The 20,788-nt window shown below is 76.2% G+C and carries 27 protein-coding genes; 11 read left to right on the forward strand and 16 right to left on the reverse strand.

Features of this window, described 5'->3' with window-relative positions; translation table 11 throughout:
- Positions 1-3: 3 nt before the first annotated feature.
- From ACQPX6_RS22935 to ACQPX6_RS22960, 6 genes are read right to left on the reverse strand one after another with little or no spacing between them, the layout of a single operon-like run.
- The gene (locus ACQPX6_RS22935) at positions 4-435 is read right to left on the reverse strand and encodes a chromate resistance protein ChrB domain-containing protein (RefSeq protein WP_433782715.1); all 432 of its coding nucleotides are present in this window, start codon (positions 433-435) and stop codon (positions 4-6) included.
- A complete protein-coding gene (locus tag ACQPX6_RS22940) occupies positions 432-938 on the reverse strand; it encodes a Chromate resistance protein ChrB (protein ID WP_433782717.1) in 507 nt (168 codons plus the stop codon). The genes ACQPX6_RS22935 and ACQPX6_RS22940 overlap by 4 nt, the downstream gene beginning before the upstream one ends.
- Positions 935-1,102 (reverse strand): hypothetical protein, encoded by a 168-nt coding sequence (locus tag ACQPX6_RS22945; RefSeq protein ID WP_433782718.1) that lies wholly within the window; start codon positions 1,100-1,102, stop codon positions 935-937. Before ACQPX6_RS22945 ends, ACQPX6_RS22940 begins: the two co-directional genes overlap by 4 nt.
- 54 nt (positions 1,103-1,156) lie before the next feature.
- Positions 1,157-1,567 carry an NUDIX domain-containing protein gene (locus ACQPX6_RS22950; RefSeq protein WP_433782720.1) on the reverse strand — a complete coding sequence of 137 codons (411 nt, stop codon included), beginning with the start codon at positions 1,565-1,567 and terminating at the stop codon, positions 1,157-1,159.
- Between the two features lie 33 nt (positions 1,568-1,600).
- Positions 1,601-2,065, reverse strand: coding sequence for an acetyltransferase (locus tag ACQPX6_RS22955; protein ID WP_433782722.1), 465 nt, complete (start codon positions 2,063-2,065; stop codon positions 1,601-1,603).
- A 14-nt stretch (positions 2,066-2,079) separates the two neighbouring features.
- On the reverse strand, positions 2,080-2,247 hold the full coding sequence (locus ACQPX6_RS22960; RefSeq protein WP_433782723.1) for a hypothetical protein: 168 nt from the start codon (positions 2,245-2,247) through the stop codon (positions 2,080-2,082).
- A 137-nt stretch (positions 2,248-2,384) separates the two neighbouring features.
- Between ACQPX6_RS22960 and ACQPX6_RS22965 the strand changes: the two genes are divergently transcribed.
- Positions 2,385-3,530: an AI-2E family transporter gene (locus ACQPX6_RS22965; RefSeq protein ID WP_433782725.1), complete on the forward strand. Its 1,146-nt coding sequence runs from the start codon at positions 2,385-2,387 to the stop codon at positions 3,528-3,530.
- Positions 3,531-3,534: 4 nt separating this feature from the next.
- On the opposite strand, the gene ACQPX6_RS22970 is transcribed toward ACQPX6_RS22965, so the two are convergent.
- From ACQPX6_RS22970 to ACQPX6_RS22985, 4 genes are all read right to left on the reverse strand, one after another.
- Positions 3,535-4,365 (reverse strand): alpha/beta hydrolase, encoded by an 831-nt coding sequence (locus ACQPX6_RS22970; RefSeq protein ID WP_433782727.1) that lies wholly within the window; start codon positions 4,363-4,365, stop codon positions 3,535-3,537.
- 34 nt (positions 4,366-4,399) lie between these two features.
- On the reverse strand, positions 4,400-4,798 hold the full coding sequence (locus tag ACQPX6_RS22975; RefSeq protein WP_433782728.1) for an ATP-binding protein: 399 nt from the start codon (positions 4,796-4,798) through the stop codon (positions 4,400-4,402).
- An 88-nt stretch (positions 4,799-4,886) separates the two neighbouring features.
- On the reverse strand, positions 4,887-6,281 hold the full coding sequence (locus tag ACQPX6_RS22980; protein WP_433782729.1) for an NAD(P)/FAD-dependent oxidoreductase: 1,395 nt from the start codon (positions 6,279-6,281) through the stop codon (positions 4,887-4,889).
- Positions 6,282-6,324: 43 nt separating this feature from the next.
- Entirely contained in the window at positions 6,325-6,765 is a 441-nt protein-coding gene (locus ACQPX6_RS22985) for a VOC family protein (protein ID WP_433782730.1), read from the reverse strand.
- Between the two features lie 154 nt (positions 6,766-6,919).
- On the opposite strand from ACQPX6_RS22985, the gene ACQPX6_RS22990 reads away from it, so the two are divergent.
- On the forward strand, positions 6,920-8,110 hold the full coding sequence (locus ACQPX6_RS22990) for an MFS transporter (RefSeq protein ID WP_433782731.1): 1,191 nt from the start codon (positions 6,920-6,922) through the stop codon (positions 8,108-8,110).
- Positions 8,111-8,125: 15 nt separating this feature from the next.
- A complete protein-coding gene (locus ACQPX6_RS22995) occupies positions 8,126-8,731 on the forward strand; it encodes a ribonuclease H family protein (protein ID WP_433788331.1) in 606 nt (201 codons plus the stop codon).
- A 34-nt stretch (positions 8,732-8,765) separates the two neighbouring features.
- On the opposite strand, the gene ACQPX6_RS23000 is transcribed toward ACQPX6_RS22995, so the two are convergent.
- Positions 8,766-9,878, reverse strand: coding sequence for a DUF2188 domain-containing protein (locus ACQPX6_RS23000; protein ID WP_433782732.1), 1,113 nt, complete (start codon positions 9,876-9,878; stop codon positions 8,766-8,768).
- Between the two features lie 145 nt (positions 9,879-10,023).
- The gene (locus tag ACQPX6_RS23005; RefSeq protein WP_433782734.1) at positions 10,024-10,494 is read right to left on the reverse strand and encodes a hypothetical protein; all 471 of its coding nucleotides are present in this window, start codon (positions 10,492-10,494) and stop codon (positions 10,024-10,026) included.
- 106 nt (positions 10,495-10,600) lie between these two features.
- Between ACQPX6_RS23005 and ACQPX6_RS23010 the strand changes: the two genes are divergently transcribed.
- Positions 10,601-11,563, forward strand: a complete 963-nt coding sequence (locus ACQPX6_RS23010; RefSeq protein WP_433782735.1) for a nucleoside hydrolase — start codon at positions 10,601-10,603, stop codon at positions 11,561-11,563.
- Here ACQPX6_RS23010 and fgd read toward each other — a convergent pair.
- Complete coding sequence (gene fgd, locus ACQPX6_RS23015; protein WP_433788332.1) at positions 11,560-12,558, reverse strand: glucose-6-phosphate dehydrogenase (coenzyme-F420); 999 nt, start codon at positions 12,556-12,558, stop codon at positions 11,560-11,562. The genes ACQPX6_RS23010 and fgd overlap by 4 nt on opposite strands.
- A gap of 124 nt (positions 12,559-12,682) precedes the next feature.
- On the opposite strand from fgd, the gene ACQPX6_RS23020 reads away from it, so the two are divergent.
- Together ACQPX6_RS23020 and ACQPX6_RS23025 are read left to right on the forward strand one after the other, a co-directional pair.
- The gene (locus ACQPX6_RS23020) at positions 12,683-13,618 is read left to right on the forward strand and encodes a PfkB family carbohydrate kinase (protein ID WP_433782737.1); all 936 of its coding nucleotides are present in this window, start codon (positions 12,683-12,685) and stop codon (positions 13,616-13,618) included.
- 85 nt (positions 13,619-13,703) lie between these two features.
- Positions 13,704-14,951: an MFS transporter gene (locus tag ACQPX6_RS23025; protein ID WP_433782739.1), complete on the forward strand. Its 1,248-nt coding sequence runs from the start codon at positions 13,704-13,706 to the stop codon at positions 14,949-14,951.
- Positions 14,952-15,046: 95 nt separating this feature from the next.
- Here ACQPX6_RS23025 and ACQPX6_RS23030 read toward each other — a convergent pair whose 3' ends face one another.
- A complete protein-coding gene (locus ACQPX6_RS23030) occupies positions 15,047-16,123 on the reverse strand; it encodes a glycosyltransferase family 4 protein (RefSeq protein WP_433782740.1) in 1,077 nt (358 codons plus the stop codon).
- Positions 16,124-16,200: 77 nt separating this feature from the next.
- Here ACQPX6_RS23030 and ACQPX6_RS23035 point away from each other — a divergent pair, with 77 nt between their 5' ends.
- Positions 16,201-16,614 (forward strand): acyl-CoA thioesterase, encoded by a 414-nt coding sequence (locus tag ACQPX6_RS23035; protein ID WP_433782741.1) that lies wholly within the window; start codon positions 16,201-16,203, stop codon positions 16,612-16,614.
- On the opposite strand, the gene ACQPX6_RS23040 is transcribed toward ACQPX6_RS23035, so the two are convergent.
- Positions 16,611-17,435: a TSUP family transporter gene (locus ACQPX6_RS23040; RefSeq protein WP_433782743.1), complete on the reverse strand. Its 825-nt coding sequence runs from the start codon at positions 17,433-17,435 to the stop codon at positions 16,611-16,613. The genes ACQPX6_RS23035 and ACQPX6_RS23040 overlap by 4 nt on opposite strands.
- 94 nt (positions 17,436-17,529) lie before the next feature.
- On the opposite strand from ACQPX6_RS23040, the gene ACQPX6_RS23045 reads away from it, so the two are divergent.
- From ACQPX6_RS23045 to ACQPX6_RS23060, 4 genes are all read left to right on the forward strand, one after another.
- The gene (locus ACQPX6_RS23045; RefSeq protein WP_433782744.1) at positions 17,530-18,123 is read left to right on the forward strand and encodes an NADPH-dependent FMN reductase; all 594 of its coding nucleotides are present in this window, start codon (positions 17,530-17,532) and stop codon (positions 18,121-18,123) included.
- Positions 18,124-18,166: 43 nt separating this feature from the next.
- Positions 18,167-18,397 carry a hypothetical protein gene (locus ACQPX6_RS23050; protein ID WP_433782746.1) on the forward strand — a complete coding sequence of 77 codons (231 nt, stop codon included), beginning with the start codon at positions 18,167-18,169 and terminating at the stop codon, positions 18,395-18,397.
- A 197-nt stretch (positions 18,398-18,594) separates the two neighbouring features.
- The gene (locus ACQPX6_RS23055; protein WP_433782748.1) at positions 18,595-19,572 is read left to right on the forward strand and encodes a DMT family transporter; all 978 of its coding nucleotides are present in this window, start codon (positions 18,595-18,597) and stop codon (positions 19,570-19,572) included.
- Positions 19,569-20,243: an OmpA family protein gene (locus tag ACQPX6_RS23060; protein ID WP_433782750.1), complete on the forward strand. Its 675-nt coding sequence runs from the start codon at positions 19,569-19,571 to the stop codon at positions 20,241-20,243. The genes ACQPX6_RS23055 and ACQPX6_RS23060 overlap by 4 nt, the downstream gene beginning before the upstream one ends.
- 20 nt (positions 20,244-20,263) lie before the next feature.
- Here ACQPX6_RS23060 and ACQPX6_RS23065 read toward each other — a convergent pair whose 3' ends face one another.
- The gene (locus tag ACQPX6_RS23065; RefSeq protein WP_433782752.1) at positions 20,264-20,689 is read right to left on the reverse strand and encodes an ATP-binding protein; all 426 of its coding nucleotides are present in this window, start codon (positions 20,687-20,689) and stop codon (positions 20,264-20,266) included.
- Between the last annotated feature and the right edge of the window lie 99 nt (positions 20,690-20,788).

Raw genomic sequence — 20,788 nt, forward strand, 5'->3', positions numbered from 1 at the left:
GCCTCAGGCGGGGTCGCGTCCGAGCAGGGTGGCGCGGCGGTAGTACTCATAGAGCCCGTCGAACAGCGGGCCGGTGTGGGCGAGCAGGGCGTCGTCGTCGCACACCAGGCCCAGCGCCCGGACGACCACGTCGACGCCGGGCGCCTCCGGGGCGTCGAAGCGCTCGTCGTCGAGGTCGGCCTCGTGCACGATCTCGGCGATGCGCCACAGCACCGGGTCGGTGACCTCGTAGCGGCGCAGGATCGTCTCGAAGCTGCAGTCGCCGCCGTGGTGGGACAGCGCGACCCCGCGCATGTCGAACGGCGTGGCGTCGCCGGGCACGTCGGCCGGGTCGGTGACGAAGACGAACTCCGGCGCCGGGTCGATCACCCGCCGGATCAGCCACGCGCACGCCACCCGGTCGATGTGCATGTGCGCCCGCGTCGCCCACCTCACGGACGGACCTCCTCGTCCTCGCCCGCCACCGGCGCGTCGGCGGCGGCCAGCTCGTCCACCGCGTGGCGTGCCCGGGCGCGCTCGTCGGGCGGGAAGTGGTCGCGCCGCCCGATCCGGCGCAGCTCCCCGCGCAGCCGGCGCACCACCGCGGCCCGCCCGGCGCCGTCGCCGGCGCGCGCCGCGCGGGCCTCGTCGATCACCGCCCGGTACTCCGCGGCGCGCGCCGCGCTCATCGCGGCGGCGAGGTCCCGCTCCGCGTCGCGACTGGACGGGCGGGCGTCCCACACCGCGGCGCTGCCCCCGCCCTCGATGACCTCCTCGGCCAGCCACTCGAGCTGCTCGCGGGTGCGGGCGTCGGCGGGCAGCGCCACCACGCCGTCGGCGAGCTGGGCGACCCCGAGCCGCTTGAGCTTGCGCCAGAGCGCCACCCGCGCCGTCGAGGGCTCGCGCGGCAGCCGGTGGGTCAGCAGCACCCACGCGCCGGGGGCGTCGGGCGGGCTCACCGCCGGTCCTCCGGCAGGCGCTCGCGCAGCAGCCCGCTGAGCCACCACGCCGCCCCCGCGGCGCCCAGCCACAGCGCGGCGAGCAGCTGCGCCGCGTCGGGCAGCGCGAGCAGCGACAGCCCGGTCACCAGCACGACCAGCACGGTGAGACGCTCCGGCACCATGCAACCACCGTTGCACAGCAACCGCGGTTGCACCAGAGATCGGAGCCGGGGCGCTCAGCTCCCGTCGAGCAGGGGCAGCACGTGCCGGCGGAAGAAGCGGCCGTCGACGGGGTTCGACAGCGTCCTCGCGACCGATACCCGGTCCACCCAACGGGCCTCCGGGTTGGCGGGGTCGAGGGGCTGCAGGGTCGCCTCGGGGCTCCGGAAGAGGAACAGCGTGATCGTCTTGCGCTCGGGCAGGCCGTACCGGAACCCCGGACGCGTGTACGACCCCAGCTCGCGCACCAGCTCCAGGTCGGTGAGCCCGCACTCCTCGTGGATCTCGCGCCGGGCCGCGTCGAGCACGTCCTCGCCGTCCTCGACGTGGCCCTTGGGCAGCGACCACGTCCGGGCCCGCTGGCGGACGACGACCACCCGGCCGTGTGGGTCGACGACCACCCCACCCGCGGCCTCGCTCCGGAGCATGGGCGCAGTCTGCCCGGACGGACCGCCCGCCACTCAGGGCGGCGTGGAGCGCCGCAGGTGGACGATCGGGAAGGGCGCCCCGTCGGCGTCGGTGGCCGAGCGCCCGATCTCGACGAAGCCCCGCCGCCGGTACCACGCCCGCGCCGCGGGGTTCTGCTCGTTGACGTCGACGGTGAGGATCGCGTGGTGGGCGGCCACCTCCTCGAGCAGCGCCGTCCCCGCGCCCCGGCCGTGGGTGTCCGGGTCGACGAAGAGCATGTCGACCTCGCCCCCGCGCGACCCGAGGAAGCCGACCACCGCGGCGTCGTCGGGATCGCACGCCACCCGGATCGCGGCGCGCGGCAGGATGCCGTGCACCTGCTCCTCGAACCCGTCGACGTCGGCGGCGGTCAGGAAGTCGTGCGTGGCCTCGACGGCGCGGCGCCACACGCGCACGAGCGCGTCGTGGTCGTCGGGCACGGCGTCGCGGAGGGTCCAGGGTGATCCGGCGCGGGACACGCCGGACACGCTAGTCAGCCAGGGGACCGGGACGCGGCGTCCTCCGTCCTCTCGACCGCGTCGTTGCGCACCGCGTTGCCGGTCGGGTCGACGTCGGTCGCGGACAGCGTGTCGTCCTCGGCGTCGTCGAGGGCCTCGTCGCGGCGCGCGTCGGGGTCGTCGGGGTGCTGGCCGTCGTCCATCGCTCGCTCCGTCCTGGTGCTCCGGGTCCGCGGTGTACCCGCGGGACGACGTCGGGCGAACCGCTCCTCCCCCAGGTGTACGGCGGCCGCGCCCCCGGGCACCACGTCCGGATGCGGACGGACGGGAGGACCAGCGCGTGAGCCAGCAGACCCAGGACCTCGACGGCGCGGCCCGTCGCGCGCACCACGACTTCATCGGGCAGCCGCACACCCCTGACGAGGGCCCGATCGCCCGGGCCGAGGCGTCGGCCGACGGCCTGAGCACCCCGGACGCGCCGCTGGGGCCGCTGGGTCCGCCGCTGGACCGGCGGTCGACCTTCCTGCGGGGCGCGGCCGCCGCGGCCGGCGTCGTGCTGGTCCTGACCGCCTCCTGGCTGGTCTACCTGGCCCGCAGCGAGCTCGTCCTCATCGGCCTGGCGCTCTTCCTGGCCCTGGGCGCGGAACCGGTCGTGTCGTGGTTGGTCCGGCACCGGTGGCCGCGGTGGCTCGGGGTCCTCGCGGTGGTGGTCGTGGGCCTGGCGGCCGCGACGGGTTTCGTCCTGCTGGTCGGGCCGCTGCTCGCCGACCAGGCCGCGCAGGCCCCGGCCTACCTGCGGGCGGCGCAGGACCGCGGCACCCTCATCGGCGACCTCAACGCGCGCTTCGGGCTCCAGGAGTACCTCACCGGCGACCAGGCGTTCGCGGTCGGACGCACCGTGTTCGGCGCTCTCGGCTCGACGGTGGTCGTGGTCGTGCTCGCCGTCTACTTCGTGGCCGACCTGCCCCGCATCCGGCGCACCGCCTACCGGTTCGTCCCCGCCTCGCGGCGGCCGCGCGCCGTGCTCCTCGGCGACGCGATCGCCCAGCGCGTGGGCGGCTACGTCCTCGGCAACGTGCTGGTGTCGCTCATCGCCGGCCTCAGCAGCCTCGCGGTGCTGCTCGCGCTCGGGGTGCCCTACCCGTTCCTGCTCGCGACCGTCGTCGCCGTGCTCGACCTGGTCCCGGTGGCGGGCTCGGTCACCGCCGGCATCATCGCGAGCCTGGTCGCGTTCACCGTGTCGCCCACGGTCGGCGGGCTGACCGTCGGCTTCTTCGTCCTCTACCGCTTCCTCGAGGACTACCTGGTCTTCCCGGGCGTCGTCGGCCGGGTCGTCAAGGTGCCCGCGCTGCTCACGCTGATCGCGGTGCTGCTGGGCGGCGCCCTCTACGGCATCATCGGCGTCCTCATCGCCATCCCGATCGCCGCGGCGGCCCACCTGCTGCTCCACGAGACCGTCTTCCCGCGGCTCGACGCCGACGACTGAGCGGTCAGGTCTCGGCCACCTGCACGAGGTGCTCGGCCAGCGGCTCCGGGTGGACCTGCACGCCGAGGTGGGAGCTGGGCAGGTCGACGACGCGGAACGGGCGGTCGGGCACCGCCGCGTCGGCCTCGGCGACGAACCGGTCCTGCAGGGCGGGCGGCATGACGCGGTCGCGGCCGAGGCGGACGTACGTGTGCGGCACACGGCCCCAGCGCGCCGGGTCGACCCGCACGGCGTCCTCGTCGATCACGAGGGCCTCGTCGGTGTCCATGCTGCGCAGCATCGCCAGCAGCTCGGCGCGGGTGCCGTCGGCGAGCAGCGCCCCGTGCAGGCCGTCGACGAGCTCCGGGTCGTCCAGCCCCCAGTCGACCCGCAGCGCGCCGAGCTCGGCGGGCGGCGCCGCCACCAGCCGCGGCAGGAGCGCGTCGAGGTCCGAGGCGTACTCCGGGGCGCCCTGGTAGGCCGTCGGACCGCCGGTCACGCAGCACCAGGCCGAGACGTAGACGAGGTGGTCGACGAGCTCGGGGGCGGCGTTGACGCAAGCCGTGGTGGTCAGCCCGCCGCGGCTGTGCCCGACGAGCACGACGGGCCCGTGCTCGTGGGCCGCCCGGACGGCCTCGAGCACGACCTCGACGTCACCCGCGGTCGAGCGGGCGACCATCCCGCTCGGCGACGTGGCCGGGTCGCCGACGACGACGCGGGCGTCGAGCCCGTGCCCGGGCAGGTCGACGGCCAGGGCGCGGTGGCCGCGGCGGGCCAGCCCCCGGGCGACGGGTCCCCAGTGCGCGGCGCAGGAGAACGCGCCGTGCACCAGCACGAAGGTCGCCGGTGCGGTCACGGCGCGGGAGTCTGTCAGCCGGGCGCGGACCCGATCACGTCCCGCGCGGGCCCCGCTCGAGGTCGAACCAGACGCGCTTGCCGCCGTCGCGCTCCTCGGAGCCCCAGCGGTGGGCCAGCGACGCCACGATCTGCATGCCGCGCCCGCGCGAGGCGTTGGGGTCGAGCTCGCGCACCACCGGACGGATCGAGGAGCCGTCGGCGACCCCGACCCGTACCCACGCATCGGCGGCGACCACGTCGACCTCGAGGGCGACGTCGCTGCCGGCGTGGTCGACGACGTTGGCCACCACCTCGTGCACCAGCATCGCCGCGTCCTCGACGACGCCCGAGTCGACGGCCCACGCGTTGAGCAGCTCGCCGAGGACCACGCGCGCCGTGCGGGGCGCGGACAGCGTCGGGGGCAGCTCGAACGACGCCTGCAGCGTGGACATCCGGCGCTCGCCCTCCCGTGGTGCCCGTCCCGGCGGTGCCCGGCTGTGCACCGCCCTGCAGGCACCGTACGGCGGTCCCCTGGAGCAGTCAGCTCCGGCCCGGGTCCGCCGCCTCCCGGTCGCCGGCCGAGCGCTCGGGCGGGAAGGGCATCCGCGGGTGGTGGGGCACCTCGGGCGACGACGAGTCGAGGGGCACCGAGGCCGACCGGACCAGGCCCAGCTGGGTCGACTGCCGCCGCAGGACGGCGTCGAGGAGCCAGTCCGTGGCGGTGCGCAGCCGGTTGCCGGGCATCGAGAGCAGGTGGTAGCCCCGGGTGACCGTCTTGGCGGGCAGCCCGGACAGGCGCAGGTGCAGCGGGTTGGCGGCGGCGTCGGTGCTGCCGAGGTCGACGAGGAACCCGAGGTCGCGGTGGCGGTAGCGGCGCAGACGTCCGCCCCGCAGCGAGGCCGCGACGTTGCGGCCGGCCAGCTTGCCCTGGCGCTCGGCGTGCTGGGCGGTCATCGCCGTGTACTCGCCCGGCCGGCCGGGGTCGGGGACGGCCGCGGCGTCGCCGCACGCGAACACCTCGGGGTGCCCGGGCACGGTGAGCGTCGCGTCGACGACCACCCGGCCCTGGGCGAGCTCGACGCCGACGTCCTCGATCAGCGGGTCGGGGCGCACCCCGACGCACCACACGAGCGTGCGCGTGGGGACGACCTCGCCGTCGCGCAGCCGGACGCCGTCGGCCGTCGCCTCCTCGACCGTGTCCCCGGTGCGCACCTCGACGCCGCGGTCGCGCAGGACGCGGTCGGCGGTGGCGCCGAGGTGCTCGTCGAGGCCGGACAGCACCCGGCCCCGGCTGACCAGCAGCCACCGCACCGCGTCGTCGCCCAGCCCCCGGGCGCGGGCGAGGTCGCGGGTGAACAGCACGCCCTGGGCGGCCACCTCGGTGCCGGTGTACCCCGCCCCGACCACGACGAAGGTGCACCGGGCGCGGCGCTCCTCGGGGTCGTCGGTGATCGTCGCGAGGTCGATCTGGCGGATCAGGTGATCGCGCATGTAGAGGGCCTCGGGGATGCCGCGGAAGCCGTGGGCGTACTCGGCGAGCCCGGGGATCGGCATCAGCTTGTGGACGCTGCCCACGGCCAGCACGAGGCGGTCGTAGGTCGTGGTGTGGTGGCGGCCCTCCGGGTCCATCCACCGCACGCGCCGCCCCGCGAGGTCGATGTCGTCGACCTCGCCCTGGGCGTGCGACACCGCGCGCGGCAGCGTGTCGGCCAGCGACACGGAGATGCGGCGGGGCTCCAGCACCCCGCTCGCGACCTCGGGGAGCAGGGGCAGGTAGAGGAAGTAGTTGGTCGGGCTGACCAGCACGATCTCCGCCGTGCCGCCCACCGAGCGGGCCAGGGACCGGGCCGCGTTGTACCCGGCGAACCCGCCCCCCACGACGACGACCCGGGGCCGGGCCTCCCCGGACTGGTCCGTGCGTTCGGCGCTGGTCACCGCGCAGGCTTCCCCCGCGGGCGGGCGCGGCGAAACCGGGTGATCAGGCGACCTCCTCGGACAGCGCCACGATGATCCCGCCGGGGCCGCGCAGGTAGCAGAGGCGGTAGACGTCCTCGAACTGCGCGACCTCGCCGACGAGCTCGCCACCGTGGGGCCGCAGCCGCGCGATCACGTCGTCGACGTCGTCGACGAGGAACATCAGCCGACGCAGGCCCTGGGTGTTGGCCGGGGCGCTCGGCTCGGCGGTGGTGGCCACCGGGTGGTGGAACGCCGTCAGCTCGAGGCGGCCGTGCCCGTCCGGTGTCTGGACGAAGGCGACGTCGACGCGGACGTCGTCGAGCCCGACGACCCGGTCCACCCACCGCCCCTCGACCGGCATCACCCCGCCCGCCCGCTCCATCCCGAGCTCGACGAAGAACGCGACGGCGGCCTCGAGGTCGTCGACGACGACGCCGACGTGGTCCATCCGCTTGATCGCCATGGTGCTCGGGTCTCCTCTGCTCCGTCGCGCGGCCGGGCGCCGCGCTCCCGCCCCGGGACGGAGCCGCCGCCGCGATCTCGACATCGGCCTACGCTGGGCGTGATGCCCCCCGCCCCGCCCGTCGCCCCGTGCGACGGGACGACCTGAGGCCCCGGTGCTCCGCGCCCGGTCCCGCCCCGCGACCACCTTCACCACGGCGTCCGTCTGCCTCGTCGCGGTCTGCGCCGCGGCCGGGGTGCCGGCGCCGCTCTACGTCGTCTACCAGCAGACCTACGGGGTCTCGACGGTCGCGCTCACGGGTGCGTTCGCGATCTACATCCTGCCGCTGCTCGCCGCGCTCCTGTGCTGCGGCAGCCTGTCGGACCACCTGGGCCGGCGACGGGTGGCCGTGCCGGCGCTGCTGGTGGGCGCGGTGGCGTGCCTCGTGCTCGCGACCGTGGACTCGGCCGCACCCCTGATCGTCGGGCGCGCGGCGCAGGGGCTGTCGGTGGGGCTCGCCCTCAGCGCGCTCGGGGCGTTCGTCGTCGACCTCGCGCCCGCCTCCCGTCCGGGCCTCGCCGGGGCGGTCACCAGCGGCGCACCGCCCGGGGGCATCGCGATCGGCGCGCTCGCCTCCGGCGCGGCGGTGCAGCTCGCCCCGGAGCGCGCGCCGGTGCTGTCGTTCGTGGTCACCGCCGCCCTGCTGACCGTCGCCGCGGTGGCGGTGGGGCTGCTGCCGGAGACGGTGACGAGGAAACCCGGGGCGGTGCGGTCACTGCGCCCCGAGGTCGCGGTCCCGGCGGCCGCGCGGGCGGTGTTCCCCGTGGTCTGCGTGCTCGTCGCGGCCACCTACGTGCTCGGGGGCTTCACCCAGGCGCTGGCCCCGTCGGTGTCGGTGTCCGTGCTCGGGCGCACCGACCTCTTCAGCGGCGCGCTCACCGTGGCCGTCTTCCACCTCGCCGGCCCGGTGGCGGGGCTCGCCGCGAGCCGGTGGCGGACCGCGCCGGCGCTGGCGGGCGGGTCGGCCGTGCTCGTCGTCGGCACCGGCGGCTTCATCGCGGCGATCGCGTTCGGGAGCTTCGCCACGTACCTCGTCGCCGCCGTGATCGCCGGGACGGGGTTCGGGGTCGCGTTCGCCGCCGCCATGCGCGTCCTGCTCGAGCGCAGCCCCGCGGGCGTGCACGCCGCCACCCTCGCCGCGGTGTACCTGTTCTGCTACCTCGCGGCCGCCGTCTCGAGCCTCCTGGCCGGCGTGGCCGTCGAGATCTGGGGCCTGGCCCCGGTGGCGTCGGTGCTCTGCGCCCTGGTGATCGTGATGGTCGCGGCCGGCGCCACCGGCTCCGTCCTGCGCACCCGGGCCACCTAGCCTGATGCGGTGCCGATGACCGCGAAGTACGACACCACCTGCGGGGTCTGCGCCGGCGCCGTCCGGCCCGGCGAGGAGATCGCGCGCGCCGGCGAGCGGTGGGCGCACGCAGCGTGCGCCGGGACGAGCCCGGCGGCCTCCGGCAGCGGCAAGAAGAAGCCGGCCAAGGCACCCCGTCCGGACATGCCGGCCGCCGAGGGCGCGCTCGAGGTGTGGACCGACGGCGCGTGCTCGGGCAACCCGGGCCCCGGCGGCTGGGCCTGGGCCACCCGCGACGGCCGGCAGGACAGCGGCGGCGAGTCCCCGACGACCAACCAGCGCATGGAGATCCGGGCCGCCCTCGAGGCCGTGCGGGCCCTCGACGGCCCGCTCGTGGTGGTCAGCGACTCGACCTACGTCGTCAACTGCTTCCGCGACGGCTGGTGGAAGGGCTGGCTGGCCCGCGGCTGGGTCACCAGCGCGAAGAAGCCGGTGGTCAGCCGCGACCTCTGGGAACCGCTGATCACGCTCGTCAACGAGCGCGGCGACGTGTCGTTCCGGTGGACCAAGGGCCACTCGGGCGACGAGATGAACGACCTGGTGGACCGGCTCGCCGTCGAGGAGTCGAAGGCCTCGGCCTGACCCTCGACGGCGACGCCGGTCCCGCCCGGACGACTCAGCGACCGGCGACCCGGTGGGCGCCCTGCTGCGCGGCGGCGGTGCCGCGGGTGGCGCCGACCCCGAACAGGTGCAGGCCGCCGGCGACGACCACGCCGAGGACGCGGCCGGTGATGCGCACCGGGTTGAGCGAGTGGGCGAGCTGGTCGAGCGGCGCGGCCACGGCCTCGGTGATGGCGTGGATCTGCTGGCCGACGCGGTCGGCGGCGCCCTCGGCCTCGTCGCCGACATCGGCGCCCAGGTCGGCCACGCGGTCGGCGCCGGTCACCACGGTCTCGCCGGCCTCGCGGGCGCCGGCGTCGACGCGGGCGGCGGCGCGGCGGCCCGCGGCGCGGGTCTCGCCAGCCACCTCGCGGGCGGTGCCCTCGGCCTGGCCCGCGATCTGCCCCGCGGTGGTCTGGGCGATGCTCGCGGCGTCCTGGGCGGCGGCCTCGAGGCCCTTCTCGCCCCCGGCGACGGCCTGGGCCTCGTCGCGGACCCCGGACCCGGCGGCCTCGGCGGTGGCCTCGGCCTTCCGTGCGGCGGTGCGGGTGTGGCCCGCGACCTTCTTCGCGGTGGTCGACGCCTCGTCGGCGACGTCCTCCGCGGCGTCGCCCGCCTCCGCCGCGGCGGTCTCGGCGGTGTCCCCGGCCTCCTGCAGCGTGGCGTGGGTCGCCTCGCGGAGCCCCTCGACGGAGCTGCCGTTGCGGCCGGTGTCGCCGCTGTCGGTGGTGGCCTCGTCGGTGGTGTCGTCGGTCCCGCCCACCTCGTGCACCGCGCCAGGGGTGTGGCCGGCGAGGTCCTCGCCGGCCGCGGAGGTACCGGAGGCGCTGGTGGCGGTGCCCTCACGGACCGCCTCGACGGTCTCGACCGCGCCCTCGATGCCGACGTCCTCCGCGATCTCCGCCGCGGTGCGGCTGGCGTCGGGGGTGTCGGCGTCGACGCGCCGGGTCTCGAGGATCTCCCCGTCGTCGCCGTGCACCACGACGTCGCCGCCGCCCTGCGCGGCGATGATCGTGACGGCGCGCTCGACCGCTTCGACCTCGGTGGCGGTCCGGGCGGTCACCTGGTCGTCCCCGGGGACGGTGACGGTCCACTCCTCGCCGTGGGGCTGCACGTGGCGGTCGGGCATGTCGGGCTCCTCGGTCGTCGATGACGTCCCTCGGGGCTTGCCCACCCGGGGCCCGGGATGCACGTCCCGGGTCGTGCCGGTGCGGTGACGATCGCCTCCGCATCCACCACCGAGCACCGTGCCCGCCGCCGGACGGGGGCTGTCGCTAGGCCGGACCGACCGCGCGCAGGTGCCGGCCCCGCCGGTGCGCCCCGGTCGCCCGGGGTCGCGGCGCGGTCGGGGTGGCGCGGACGGCCCCAGCGCGACGATCGCCGCGCGGCCGTTCGGAGACCGTGCCCGGGGCGGTGCGGCTCGCCATGGCGCGGCGCGTCTGCTCCGGGGACGGGCCGCGCAGCGCGTCGGTGGCCCCGCCGGCCACCATGCCGACGGCGTTGATCGCGCCGAACGCCAGCAGCCCGAGGCCGCCGACGTCGTCGGGGCCGTCCGGGGCGGCGTCGTGCCCGAGCTGACCGCCGTAGGGCTGGGGCGCGCCGGCGTCCGGCCCGTCGACCGCGACGGGTGCGTCGTCGCCGGTGCTCGCGTGCGCGGTGTGCGGGACGAGGACCGCCGACAGCCCGGCGACCAGCGCCAGGGAGCGCGTGCGGCTCCTGCCCGGCCTCGCGTGGCTCGGTCTCACGCGTCACCCCCCCGACGACGATCGCGTGCCGGGGGCTACCTCGGGGCGCCGCCGGTCAACCCCCCGTAGGTTCGTCGGGGCCGACACGCCGGGAGAAGGGCTGCTCATGGGCGTACCGCTGATCGTCGACACCGACCCCGGCGTGGACGACGCCTACGCGCTCGCCGTCGCGCTCTCCGACCCCGCCGTCGACGTGCTCGCGGTGTCGACGGTGTTCGGCAACGTCGACGCGGACACCACCACCGGCAACGCGGGCCGGGTGCTGGGCCTGCTCGACCGGGCCGACGTCCCCGTGGGGCGCGGTGCGTCGCGCCCGTTGGTGCACCCCACTCCCGAGTCGGCGGTCGCGGTGCACGGCGCCGACGGGCTCGGCGGGCGGGCCGGCGATTTCGGCGAGCCCGGCGCCGTCGCGGTCGGGCGCGCCCTCGACGTCATGGCCGCGGCGCTGGAGGCGTCGGCCGAGCCCGTCACCATCGCCGCCATCGGCCCGCTGACCAACGTCGCCCTGCTCCTCGCGACGCGCCCCGACCTCGCGGAGCGCATCCGGCGGGTGGTGGTCATGGGTGGCGCGGTGTCGGTGTCCGGGAACGTCACCCCGGTCGCGGAGTTCAACCTGCACTGCGACCCGGAGGCCGCCCGCCGGGTACTGGTGGAGGAGGACGTGCCGATCACGCTGGTGCCGCTCGACCTCACGCACCGGTGCACGGTGGACGAGGCGTGGCTCGACCGCCTCGCCGTCACCGGCCCGATCGCCCGCGTGCTGACGGGGACCCGGGACACCTACCTGCACCACTACCGGCAGGCGCTCGGTGTGTCCGCGATCCCCCTGCACGACGCCGTGGCCGTCCTCGAGGCCGTCGCCCCGGGCGCGCTGCGCACCTCCCCGCTGCCCCTGGAGATCGACACCTCCACCGGTGCGGGCCGCGGGGCGGTGCTCGCCGACCGCCGCCGCACGCGGCCCGACCCCCCGGCGCACCGGCCCGTCGACGTGGCGCTCGACGCCGACGTGGACGCCGTCCGCGCCGCCCTGCTCGACCGGCTCTCGCGCGCCGGGAGCGCTGCCCGCTAACGCAGCGCGTGCAGCTTGGGCAGCACGTGCTCGGAGAACTGGTCGAGGAAGCGCTGCTGGTCGTGGCCCGGCGCGTGGAAGACCAGGTGGTTGAGCCCGAGGTCGAGGTAGGGCTTGACCTGGTCGATCACCTCGTCGGGGTCCGACGTGACGATCCACCGGCTGGCGATCTTCTCGATGGGCAGCTGCTCGGCGGCCTGCTCCATCTCGGTCGGGTCGTCGTAGCCGCTCTTCTCCTCGGCCGAGAGCGCCAGCGGCGCCCAGAACCGGGTGTTCTCCAGCGCGCGGTCCCGGTCGAGGTCGAAGGAGAGCTTGATCTCGATGGTGCGGTCGTACCCGACGCCGTCGCGCTCGGCCTTCGCCAGGCCCTCGTCGACGGCGGGCATGAGCTTGTCGGAGTACAGCTCCATCCCCTTGCCGCTGGTGCAGATCATGCCGTCGCCGGCACGGCCCGCGTACCGGGCCACCTGCGGCCCGCCGGCGGCGATGTAGATCGGCACCTCGTGCTCGGGCTTGTCGAACACGGTGGCGTTGATCGTGCGGTAGTAGTCGCCGTCGAAGGAGACGTTGTCCTCGCGCCACAGCGTCCGGATCAGGGTCACGGCCTCGCGCAGGCGCGCGAACCGCTCCTTGAACTCCGGCCACTCCACGCCGGTCACCGACGTCTCGTTGAGCGCCTCGCCCGTGCCGACCCCCAGCATGACGCGGCCGGGGTAGAGGGAGCCCAGCGTCGCGAAGGCGTGCGCGACGACGGCCGGGTTGTAGCGGAACGTCGGGGTGAGCACGCTCGTGCCGAGCTGCACGTGCGACGTGCGCTCCCCCACCGCGCTCATCCAGACCATCGCGAAGGGCGCGTGGCCCCCGGTGCGCCGCCAGGGCTGGTAGTGGTCGCTGACCAGGACGCTGTCGAGGCCGGCCTCCTCCGCCCGGACGGACATGTCCACGAGCTCGCGCGGGGCGAACTGCTCCGCCGACGCCTTGAGCCCGAACTTCAACTCCGACACGCCGTCCACCTTCCATGTTGGCCCGCGCGCCCGCGCGGCTCTCGGGCCGATCCTCCCCCGCGTCCGGCGGGGGCGATACTGCGGTGTGGGCACTCCCGCAGGCGGACGACGGACGGTGGCGGTCGTCGGCGCCGTCAACGTCGACATGGTGGTCGCGACGGACACCCTGCCCGGCCCCGGCGAGACGGTGGTCGGACCCGGCGTCGAGCAGCACGGCGGCGGCAAGGGCGCCAACGCCGCCGTGGCCGCCGCCCGCGCGGGCGCGACGGTCCGGTTCGTGGGCGCGGTGGGGGCCGACGACCTCGGGCGCGGGGCCCTCGCCGAGCTCGCGGCCGACGGGGTGGGCGTGGACGACGTCGAGGTGGTGCAGGACGCCACCACGGGCACCGCGCTGATCGTCGTCGACGCCCGGGGCGAGAACCAGATCGCGGTGGGCGCCGGCGCGAACGGCCGGGTGGACCCCGAGCGGGTGCGGGCGAGCCTGCGGGCCGCCGGCGACGTCGGGGTGGTCCTGGTCAGCACCGAGATCCCCGGGGACGCCGTGGCGGCGGCCGTCGAGGTCGCGGGCGAGCTCGGGGCGACCTGCGTGCTCGACCCCGCCCCCGTCGTCCCGGTCGTCACCGACCTCCTCGGGCGCGGTCCCCTCCTGACGCCCAACACCCGCGAGCTCTCCGCCCTGGCGCACGCGGTCGGCGTCCCGTCGGGGCCGCCCGAGGACGAGGCGCAGGGTCTGCGGGAACGGACCGGCGCACCGGTCGTGGTGACCCTGGGCGGCGACGGGGTCCTCGTCGTGGACGCCGAGCCGCAGCGCCTGCCCCCGGAACCCGCGACGGTCCGCGACACGACGGGCGCCGGCGACACGTTCACCGGCGTGCTCGCGGCCCGCCTCGCCGCGGGCGACGACCTGCTCACCGCGGTCACCACGGCCAACCGCGCCGCCGCGCTCTCGGTGGCCTCCGTGGGCGCCCGGGCGGGGATGCCGAGCGCCGCCCGGCTCGACGAGACGGCCGACCCATCCACGCGGTCGATACCACCCCAGCGATCAGAGTGATTTCCGCCGGGCTTCCCGGCTCCCGACACTGACGGCAGGTGAGACGCCCCGCGATCTCGAGCCGACGTTGCCGGAGGAGCCCGACATGACCGACCAGACCGCCGACCCGCCGCCCGCGGTCGCCACCCGCCCGGACGACGAGGTGCAGGCCGACCCGCGCACCGGGCGGCGCCCGGGTCTGCTGCAGGTCGCGGTCCTCATGCTCTCGAGCTGCCTGCCGATCCTCGGCGCGGTCCTGCTCGCCCCGGTCCTGCCGATCATGCAGACGGCCTTCGCCGGCGTCCCCGGGTCCGCGGCACTGGTCCCGCTGGTGCTCACCGCGCCGGCGCTGGTCATCGGCCTGCTCGCCCCGGTCGCCGGGCGCATCGTCGACAGCCTCGGGCGCAAGAACCTGCTGGTCGGGGCCCTGGTCGTCTACGCGTTCGTGGGCACCGCCCCGCTGTACCTCGAGTCGCTGCCGATGATCCTGCTCAGCCGCGTCGGGGTCGGCCTCACCGAGGCCGCGATCATGACGTGCTGCACCACGCTCATCGCCGACTACTTCACCGGCCACGCCCGCGACAAGTACCTGGGCCTGCAGGCCGTCTACACGACGCTCGCCGCCACCGTCTTCTTCGCGCTCGGCGGCGCGCTCGGGGCCGCCAGCTGGCGCGCCCCGTTCTGGCTCTACCTCGTGAGCCTGCCGCTGGCCGTCATGACGGTCGTCGCCATCTGGGAGCCGGTGCGCCGCACCGCCGAGCGCGGAGCGCGGGCGCTGCCGTCGGTGCCGTGGCGCCGGCTGGCCGGGCCGATCGCGGTCACCCTGTTCGGCGGCATCGCCTTCTACACGCTGATCGTCGAGCTCTCCTACGCCCTCGCCGGCGTCGGCGTGACCTCCACGGGCACCATCGGCCTGGTCAGCGCCGTCTCGTCGCTGGCCACCGCGATCGGCGCCCTGACCTTCCCGCGGGTCGCCCACCGCGGCCCGGCGATCCTGCTCCCGGTGGCCTTCACCGCCATCGGCGTGGGCCTCGCCGTCATCGCGGCCGGCAACGGCGTCCCGGTCGTGCTGATCGGCGCGGTCATCGCCGGCTTCGGCGGCGGGCTGCTGCTCCCGAGCCTGCTGACCTGGACGATCGCGTCGCTCTCCCTCGAGCAGCGCGGACGCGGCACCGGGTTCTGGACCGCCGCCCTGTTCCTCGGCGAGTTCATCTGCCCGCTCGTGGTGCTCGCCCTCGCCGCGACGCTGACCGGCCTGTCCTCGGCCCTCCTCGTGCTCGCCGTGGCCTCGGTGGTCGTGGCGATCGCGGTGCGGCTCGCCCGCCCGGTCCGCCGGCAGTCCGCCGTCGACTGATCCGGTCACGCCCCGGTCCCCGCGCTCCTCCCGCAGAGGAGGAGCGCGGGGACGTCCGCGTCGGGGGGGATCGCGCGCGGACGACGCGAGGTGCCCTACCGGGAGTGGCCCAGCCACCAGTCGACGACGTCGCGCTTGGTGTGGCCGGCGCTCCCCGTCGCGACGGCCGGGGCGCCGTCCCCGGCCATCGCGCGGCGCAGCCCGTCGGCGAGGTCCTGCGGGTCCCCCGGCGTCGTGAGCGTGACCAGCGGGTGCCCGCGCAGATCCTCCGCGAGGCCCGTCTCGGTCGTCGTGACGACGCGGCAGCCGTGCGTCAGGCCCTCCACCAGCGGCAGCCCGATCTGCTCGCGCCACCCCGGGCGCCGCACCGAGGGCATGGCCACCACGGCCGCGCGGCGGAGCAGCGCGTGCACCTCCGGCCGGCTCGGCGAGGTGACCGACACGCCCGCGGGCAGGTCCCGGCCGTCCCCGCCGCTCGGGTCGGCCACCACGAGGCGCCACCCCGCGTCGGCGGCACCGCAGCGCTGCCACGCGTCGGTGAGCACGCCGAAGCCCTTGCGCTCGCCGGGCGCTCCCAGGAACAGCACCGTCCGCTCGCGCACGGCCCCGCCCGCGACCCCCGGCCCGCACACCCGGCACGCGTCGAGGCTCGGGGTCAGGACGGTGTGCCGCGTGCGCCGCAGCGCCCAGCCGAACGTGCGCCGGTAGTTCTCCGACGCGCCCGTCGTGCCGAAGACGACCGTGTCCAGCGCCAGGAGGGAGAGCCCGAGGGCGATGGTGGCGAGCCGAGTCGCCAGGGCCCCCAGGACCGGCCGGTGCGCGAGCGACGGGAAGGCCAGGCGCTCGCGGACGTCGAGGTTGTCGATGGCGTAGGTCGCGATCCACACCCGGCGGCGCGGCCGCAGCACGCGCAGCGCCCTGACGACCGCGACGACGCGCAGCGCCCGCACCCACTCGCCCAGCCAGAGCGGCTCGGCGACCTCGACCAGCTCGAGGTCGGGGTCCCGCACCGCCCCGACCAGGGTCGCCCAGGTGAACGGCCGCACGGCCGGGAGCGCCAGCAGCGCGGGGTCGGCGTCGTCGCGCTGCGAGGTGAACAGCAGCACCTGCGACGCGGGGGCCTCCTCGACGACCGAGCTCCGCAGGTCCGGGACGATCCGCAGCGTCTGCACCGGCACAGGTTCCCCGACGCCCCCGCGCCCGCGTCGTCCAGGGTTTGCGGGCGGGCCCGGCTGCCGATCAGTGCGCGGTGGACCACGATTACGGGCACTGGCAGGACGTCACGACGCGCTGGAACGACAACGACCAGTACGGGCACCTCAACAACGTGGTGCACCACTCGATCATGGACACGGTCGTGAACCGGTGGCTGATCGAGAACGGGTGCCTCGACCCGCACGAGGGCGACACGGTGGGCCTGGTGAAGCAGGTGCACTGCGAGTACCGGGCGCAGGCCGGGTTCCCCGACGTGGTCTCGGTGGGGCTGCGGGTCGGCGAGCTGGGCAACACGAGCGTGCGCTTCGAGGTCGGGATGTACCGCGGCGACGGCGAGCTGTTCTTCACCGGGCACTTCGTCCACGCGTTCATCGACCGCGCCTCCGAGGAGACCGTGCCCATCGAGGGCGATCGGCGGGCGGCGCTGGAGGGCCTTCAGCGCCCCTAGCCGGGCGCCGCCCGCCGACGGACCAGCGCGGCGATCTCCCGCACCGCCATGAGCAGGGCGAACACCCCGAAGACGAGGCCGAGCACCTCGGTGTCCAGCGCGAGCCCGAGCACGGCCCCGGCCACGACGCCGGGGGCCGCGGTCAGCCCGAGCAGCCAGCCCCAGCGCGACGACGCCGTGCCCTGGCGCGCGTGCACCACCGACCCGACCACCGAGTTGGGGATGAACATCAGCAGCGAGGTCCCTGCGGCCACGTGCAGCTCGACCCCGAACAGCAGCACCAGGGCGGGCACGGCGAGCAGCCCGCCGCCGAGCCCCATCGCGCCCGCCCAGGCCCCGACGACGACACCGACCACGATCGTCGTCGGCACGACGAACCACGGGTCGGCGAGCAGCGCGGCGGGCACGAGGGCGTGGGTGAACAGCGGCGAGCCGAGCGCGTCGACCGTGAACTTGGCCGCGGTGAGCAGCAGGATCGCGATCAGCAGCACCCGCAGCACCGTCTCGGAGGCGCGGGCCAGCAGCCACGGGCCGAGCAGGCCACCGAGGGTGCCGCCGATGAGCATGCCGGTGCCGACCCGCAGGTCGAGCGCACCGCCGCCCACGGCGTACGCGGCGGCCCCGGCGACGCACACGCCGATGTTGGCCACCGTCGAGGTGCCGTGCACCCGGGCCCGCGACATCGAGGTGAAGCGGTCCAGGGCGGGCACGAACAGCACGCCGCTCCCGCCGCCGATCAGGCCGCCGACGACCCCGCCCACCAGCCCGATGGCGGCGATGCGCGCACGGGAGCCGTGCTCGGTGCCCTCGTCGGTGTGCATGTGCTCCTGGTGACGCGACGGTGAGAGTCCCGGCGGTACGGGCCGCCGCAGGGCAGACTGTTTGTGTACGCAACTACTCGGACGGAGGTACCCGATGGCGGAGGCCGCACGCCGACCGTTGCTGCAGATCATCGTGGCGAGCACCCGACCCAACCGGGTCGGTGAGCCGATCGCGCGCTGGTTCGCCGGGTACGCGCGGGCCCACGAGGGGTTCGAGGTCGAGATCGTCGACCTCGCCGAGGTCGACCTGCCGATGTTCGCCGAGCCGGAGCACCCGCGCCTCGGGCGCTACACGCTCGACACCACCAAGGCCTGGAGCACCACGGTCGCCCGCGCCGACGCGTTCGTGATCGTCCACCCCGAGTACAACCACAGCTTCACCGCGCCGCTGAAGAACGCGCTGGACCACCTCAACCGCGAGTGGGCGAACAAGCCCGTCGCGGTCGTCGGCTACGGCGGCGTGGCCGCCGGCGCGCGCGCCACCGAGGCGCTGCTGCCCGTGCTGCTCGGCCTGCAGATGGTGCCCGTCGCGGGCACGGTGCCGATCCCGTTCGCGGGCCAGCGCGTCTCCGGCGAGGGCGACGAGCGGGTGTTCACCCCGGCGCCCGAGACCGAGGCCGGTGCGAAGGCGGCCCTCGACGGCCTCGCGGGCTGGCTCGGGACCCTGGGGCTGCGCGGCGTCCGCTGACCCGCTCGCCCCGCACTACCCTGGGGGTCGAGGGGAGGTCGCCGTGCGGGACGAGGAGCTCGTCGTGGCGTTCGCGCTGACGCGGCTCGACCACCCCGGTCTCGACCTCGAGGAGGTCGCGGCCCTGCTGGTCCGCCGGGTCGGCCCCGAGGGGATGCTCGAGCTCGCGGCGCACAACCTGGCCGACCGCGGGGAGCTGCGCGGCGCGCTGTTCGAGGCGGCCGTGGAGCGGGTCGTGCGCGTGGTGCTCGCGCTGCGGGACGCCCAGGACTGACCGGCCGCCCGCCCGTGCGGCGCTGAGACCGGCCCCACAGCGCCGGAGCGGCCCGGAGTGGGCATCACTGAGGTCCGGGCGGCGGTGCACCTCGCCGCCCGCCTCCGAGCCGAGCCCGTGCTCGTCCCCTCGACAGGCCGCGAGCCCGCGCGCTCGCGGCCGGGACGCCCGTGCTCCGCGGGCGCGCGGAGGTCGTGATGTCAGCGCTGCTCCTCGCCGTGGTGGCCGCCCTGCTCGCCGCCCTGGGTGACGTGTTCCAGCGACGGGTGACCCGGGTCCAGCCCGACCACCTCACCGGCACGTGGCGCCTGCTCGGCAACCTCGTGCGGCACCCCGTGTGGCTGGCGGGGGCCGTCCTGAGCCTCGCCGGGCTGAGCACGCACGTGGTCGCCCTGTCGCTGGGCGAGATCACCGTGGTCCAGCCGGTGCTGGTGCTGGAGCTGCCGTTCGCCGTGATCATCGCGGCGTGGCTGTCGCGGGAGCGCCTCGCCGCGCGCGACGGGTGGGCGATCGTGCTCATGGCGGTCGGTGTGGCGGTCTTCGTCTCCTGTCTCGCGCCCACCGGCGGGGACCCGGGCTCGGTGTCGCCGGGGGCGTGGGCGGTGGGGCTGGGCGTCCTGCTCACCGGCGCGGGGGTGCTGACGCTCGCCGGGGCCCGGACCACGGCCAACCGGCGCGCCGGGCTGCTCGGCGCCGCGGCCGGCGTGGGGTACGGGGCGACGGCGGTGCTCGTGTCCGCGGTCGGCGCCGTCGCGCACCAGGGGGCCGCCGCGGTGCTCGGCGCGTGGCCGCTCTACGGCGCGGTCGCGGTGGGCGTCGGGTCCTTCGTGCTGCTCCAGAACGCCCTGGCCGCGGGCAGGCTCATGGCGACCGCGCCCGGGCTGACCCTGGTGAACCCGCTGGTCGCGGTGCTCTGCGGCGTGCTGCTCTTCGGAGAGACCCCGCGGCCCGGGGTGTGGGTCGTGGGTGCGGTCGCCGGGGCCGCGCTGCTGGTCGCGGGCACGGTGCGTCTCGCCGGGTCGCCGGCCCTCACGGACGGGAGCGGGGACCGCCGGGCGCACAGGAACGCGCGTTTCGCGACGGTGACGCCGAGGGCAGCCCGTGCCACTCCCCGGGTGGCCGGCTCGACACGAGGGCCCCACGCGCTCCCTCCGTCGGAAGGCCAGATTCGATGACCAGCCCTGCCCCCGGCTCCACCCCCGGAGCCACCGCCGCCACGCCGCGCCGTCGCCGGCCCGTCTGGGCCTGGATCCTGCTGGCCCTGGTCGCGATCGCCATCGTGATCGCGATCCTGCTGCTCACCGGGCGCTGCGGCTCGGGCAGCACCGCCGGCGCGCCCCCGGCGTCCCCGCCCGTCGGCGCCCCGGCGGGTGCTCCCGGTGCCGCCCCCGGCGCGGGTGCGCCCGGAGCTCCCGGAGCTCCCGGAACTCCCGGCGCGGGGGGTGCGGGCGGGGCGGGCACCGCCCCCGGCGCCCCGGGCGGCGCCCCGACCGATCCGGCGGCCCTGCAGAGCCGGATCGACGAGATCGTCGCGGCGCAGCCGATCACCTTCCGGCCGAACAGCGCCGAGCTCACCGACGCGGGCAGCGAGAGCCTCGACCGCGTCGCGCAGGAGCTCACCGCCGCGCCGTCGGCGCGGGTGACGGTCACCGGCTACTCGGCACCCCTCGGCGGCGCCGGCACCCCGGACCCGCAGCAGCTCTCGGACCAGCGCGCGACCACCGTCGCCGACGAGCTGGCGGCCGACGGCGTCGCCCGCGACCGCCTGCAGACGCGCGGGGCGTCGGACACCGAGCCGCGGCCCGACCCCGCCAGCAGCCGCCGCGCCGAGATCGCCGTCTCCTGACGGCCGCCCGGGGGCGGGGCTCAGAGGTGGTGCGTCAGGGCGAGGTGCGTGCCCTGCGGGCCGGACTCGATGACGACGTCGTCGACGAGCTCGCGCATCATCGCGAGACCCCGTCCCCGGACTCCGGGCTCCGTCGGCGCCTCCTGCCAGCAGCCGTCGTCGGCGACGGTGATGACCAGCGTGGCGTCGGCGGCGTGCGCGGTCAGCGTCATCGTGCCGCTGGCCGAGGCCCCGTGGAAGGCGTGGTCGCAGCAGTTCTCGAGCGCCTCGGAGGCGGCCATGACCAGGTCGTCCACCACGTCGGGGTCCAGGTGGTCACCCTGCAGCCACCGTGAGAGGCGGCGCCGCACGACGCGGACCTGGCTGCCGTGGGCCGCGGCGCTGACCCGCAGGGGGTCGGGCCACTGGGCGACGTCGGTGTCGCCGAGGCTCTGAGACGTCGGCATGGTCCGGCCCGGATGCCCCGCACGGCCCGGTCGCCAACCCCGACGGTGAGCAACCACTCCCCCGCGGGGCCGGCCCCCGCTAGCGTCGCGATCACCTCC

The sequence above is a fragment of the Actinomycetospora sp. CA-101289 genome (genome assembly GCF_050955895.1).
GTDB lineage: Bacteria > Actinomycetota > Actinomycetes > Mycobacteriales > Pseudonocardiaceae > Actinomycetospora.

Bases quoted from the DNA above. Each gene is read 5' to 3' on its own strand.
- ACQPX6_RS22975 (WP_433782728.1), bottom strand. From the start codon at position 4,798: ATGTCCACGCTGCAGGCGTCGTTCGAGCTGCCCCCGACGCTGTCCGCG.
- ACQPX6_RS22995 (WP_433788331.1), top strand. From the start codon at position 8,126: ATGACCGCGAAGTACGACACCACCTGCGGGGTCTGCGCCGGCGCCGTC.
- ACQPX6_RS23045 (WP_433782744.1), top strand. From the start codon at position 17,530: ATGGCGGAGGCCGCACGCCGACCGTTGCTGCAGATCATCGTGGCGAGC.
- ACQPX6_RS23055 (WP_433782748.1), top strand. From the start codon at position 18,595: ATGTCAGCGCTGCTCCTCGCCGTGGTGGCCGCCCTGCTCGCCGCCCTG.
- ACQPX6_RS23000 (WP_433782732.1), bottom strand. From the start codon at position 9,878: ATGCCCGACCGCCACGTGCAGCCCCACGGCGAGGAGTGGACCGTCACC.
- ACQPX6_RS22985 (WP_433782730.1), bottom strand. From the start codon at position 6,765: ATGGCGATCAAGCGGATGGACCACGTCGGCGTCGTCGTCGACGACCTC.
- ACQPX6_RS22945 (WP_433782718.1), bottom strand. From the start codon at position 1,102: ATGGTGCCGGAGCGTCTCACCGTGCTGGTCGTGCTGGTGACCGGGCTG.
- ACQPX6_RS23010 (WP_433782735.1), top strand. From the start codon at position 10,601: ATGGGCGTACCGCTGATCGTCGACACCGACCCCGGCGTGGACGACGCC.
- ACQPX6_RS22950 (WP_433782720.1), bottom strand. From the start codon at position 1,567: ATGCTCCGGAGCGAGGCCGCGGGTGGGGTGGTCGTCGACCCACACGGC.
- ACQPX6_RS23060 (WP_433782750.1), top strand. From the start codon at position 19,569: ATGACCAGCCCTGCCCCCGGCTCCACCCCCGGAGCCACCGCCGCCACG.
- ACQPX6_RS22960 (WP_433782723.1), bottom strand. From the start codon at position 2,247: ATGGACGACGGCCAGCACCCCGACGACCCCGACGCGCGCCGCGACGAG.
- ACQPX6_RS23065 (WP_433782752.1), bottom strand. From the start codon at position 20,689: ATGCCGACGTCTCAGAGCCTCGGCGACACCGACGTCGCCCAGTGGCCC.
- ACQPX6_RS23040 (WP_433782743.1), bottom strand. From the start codon at position 17,435: ATGCACACCGACGAGGGCACCGAGCACGGCTCCCGTGCGCGCATCGCC.
- ACQPX6_RS23025 (WP_433782739.1), top strand. From the start codon at position 13,704: ATGACCGACCAGACCGCCGACCCGCCGCCCGCGGTCGCCACCCGCCCG.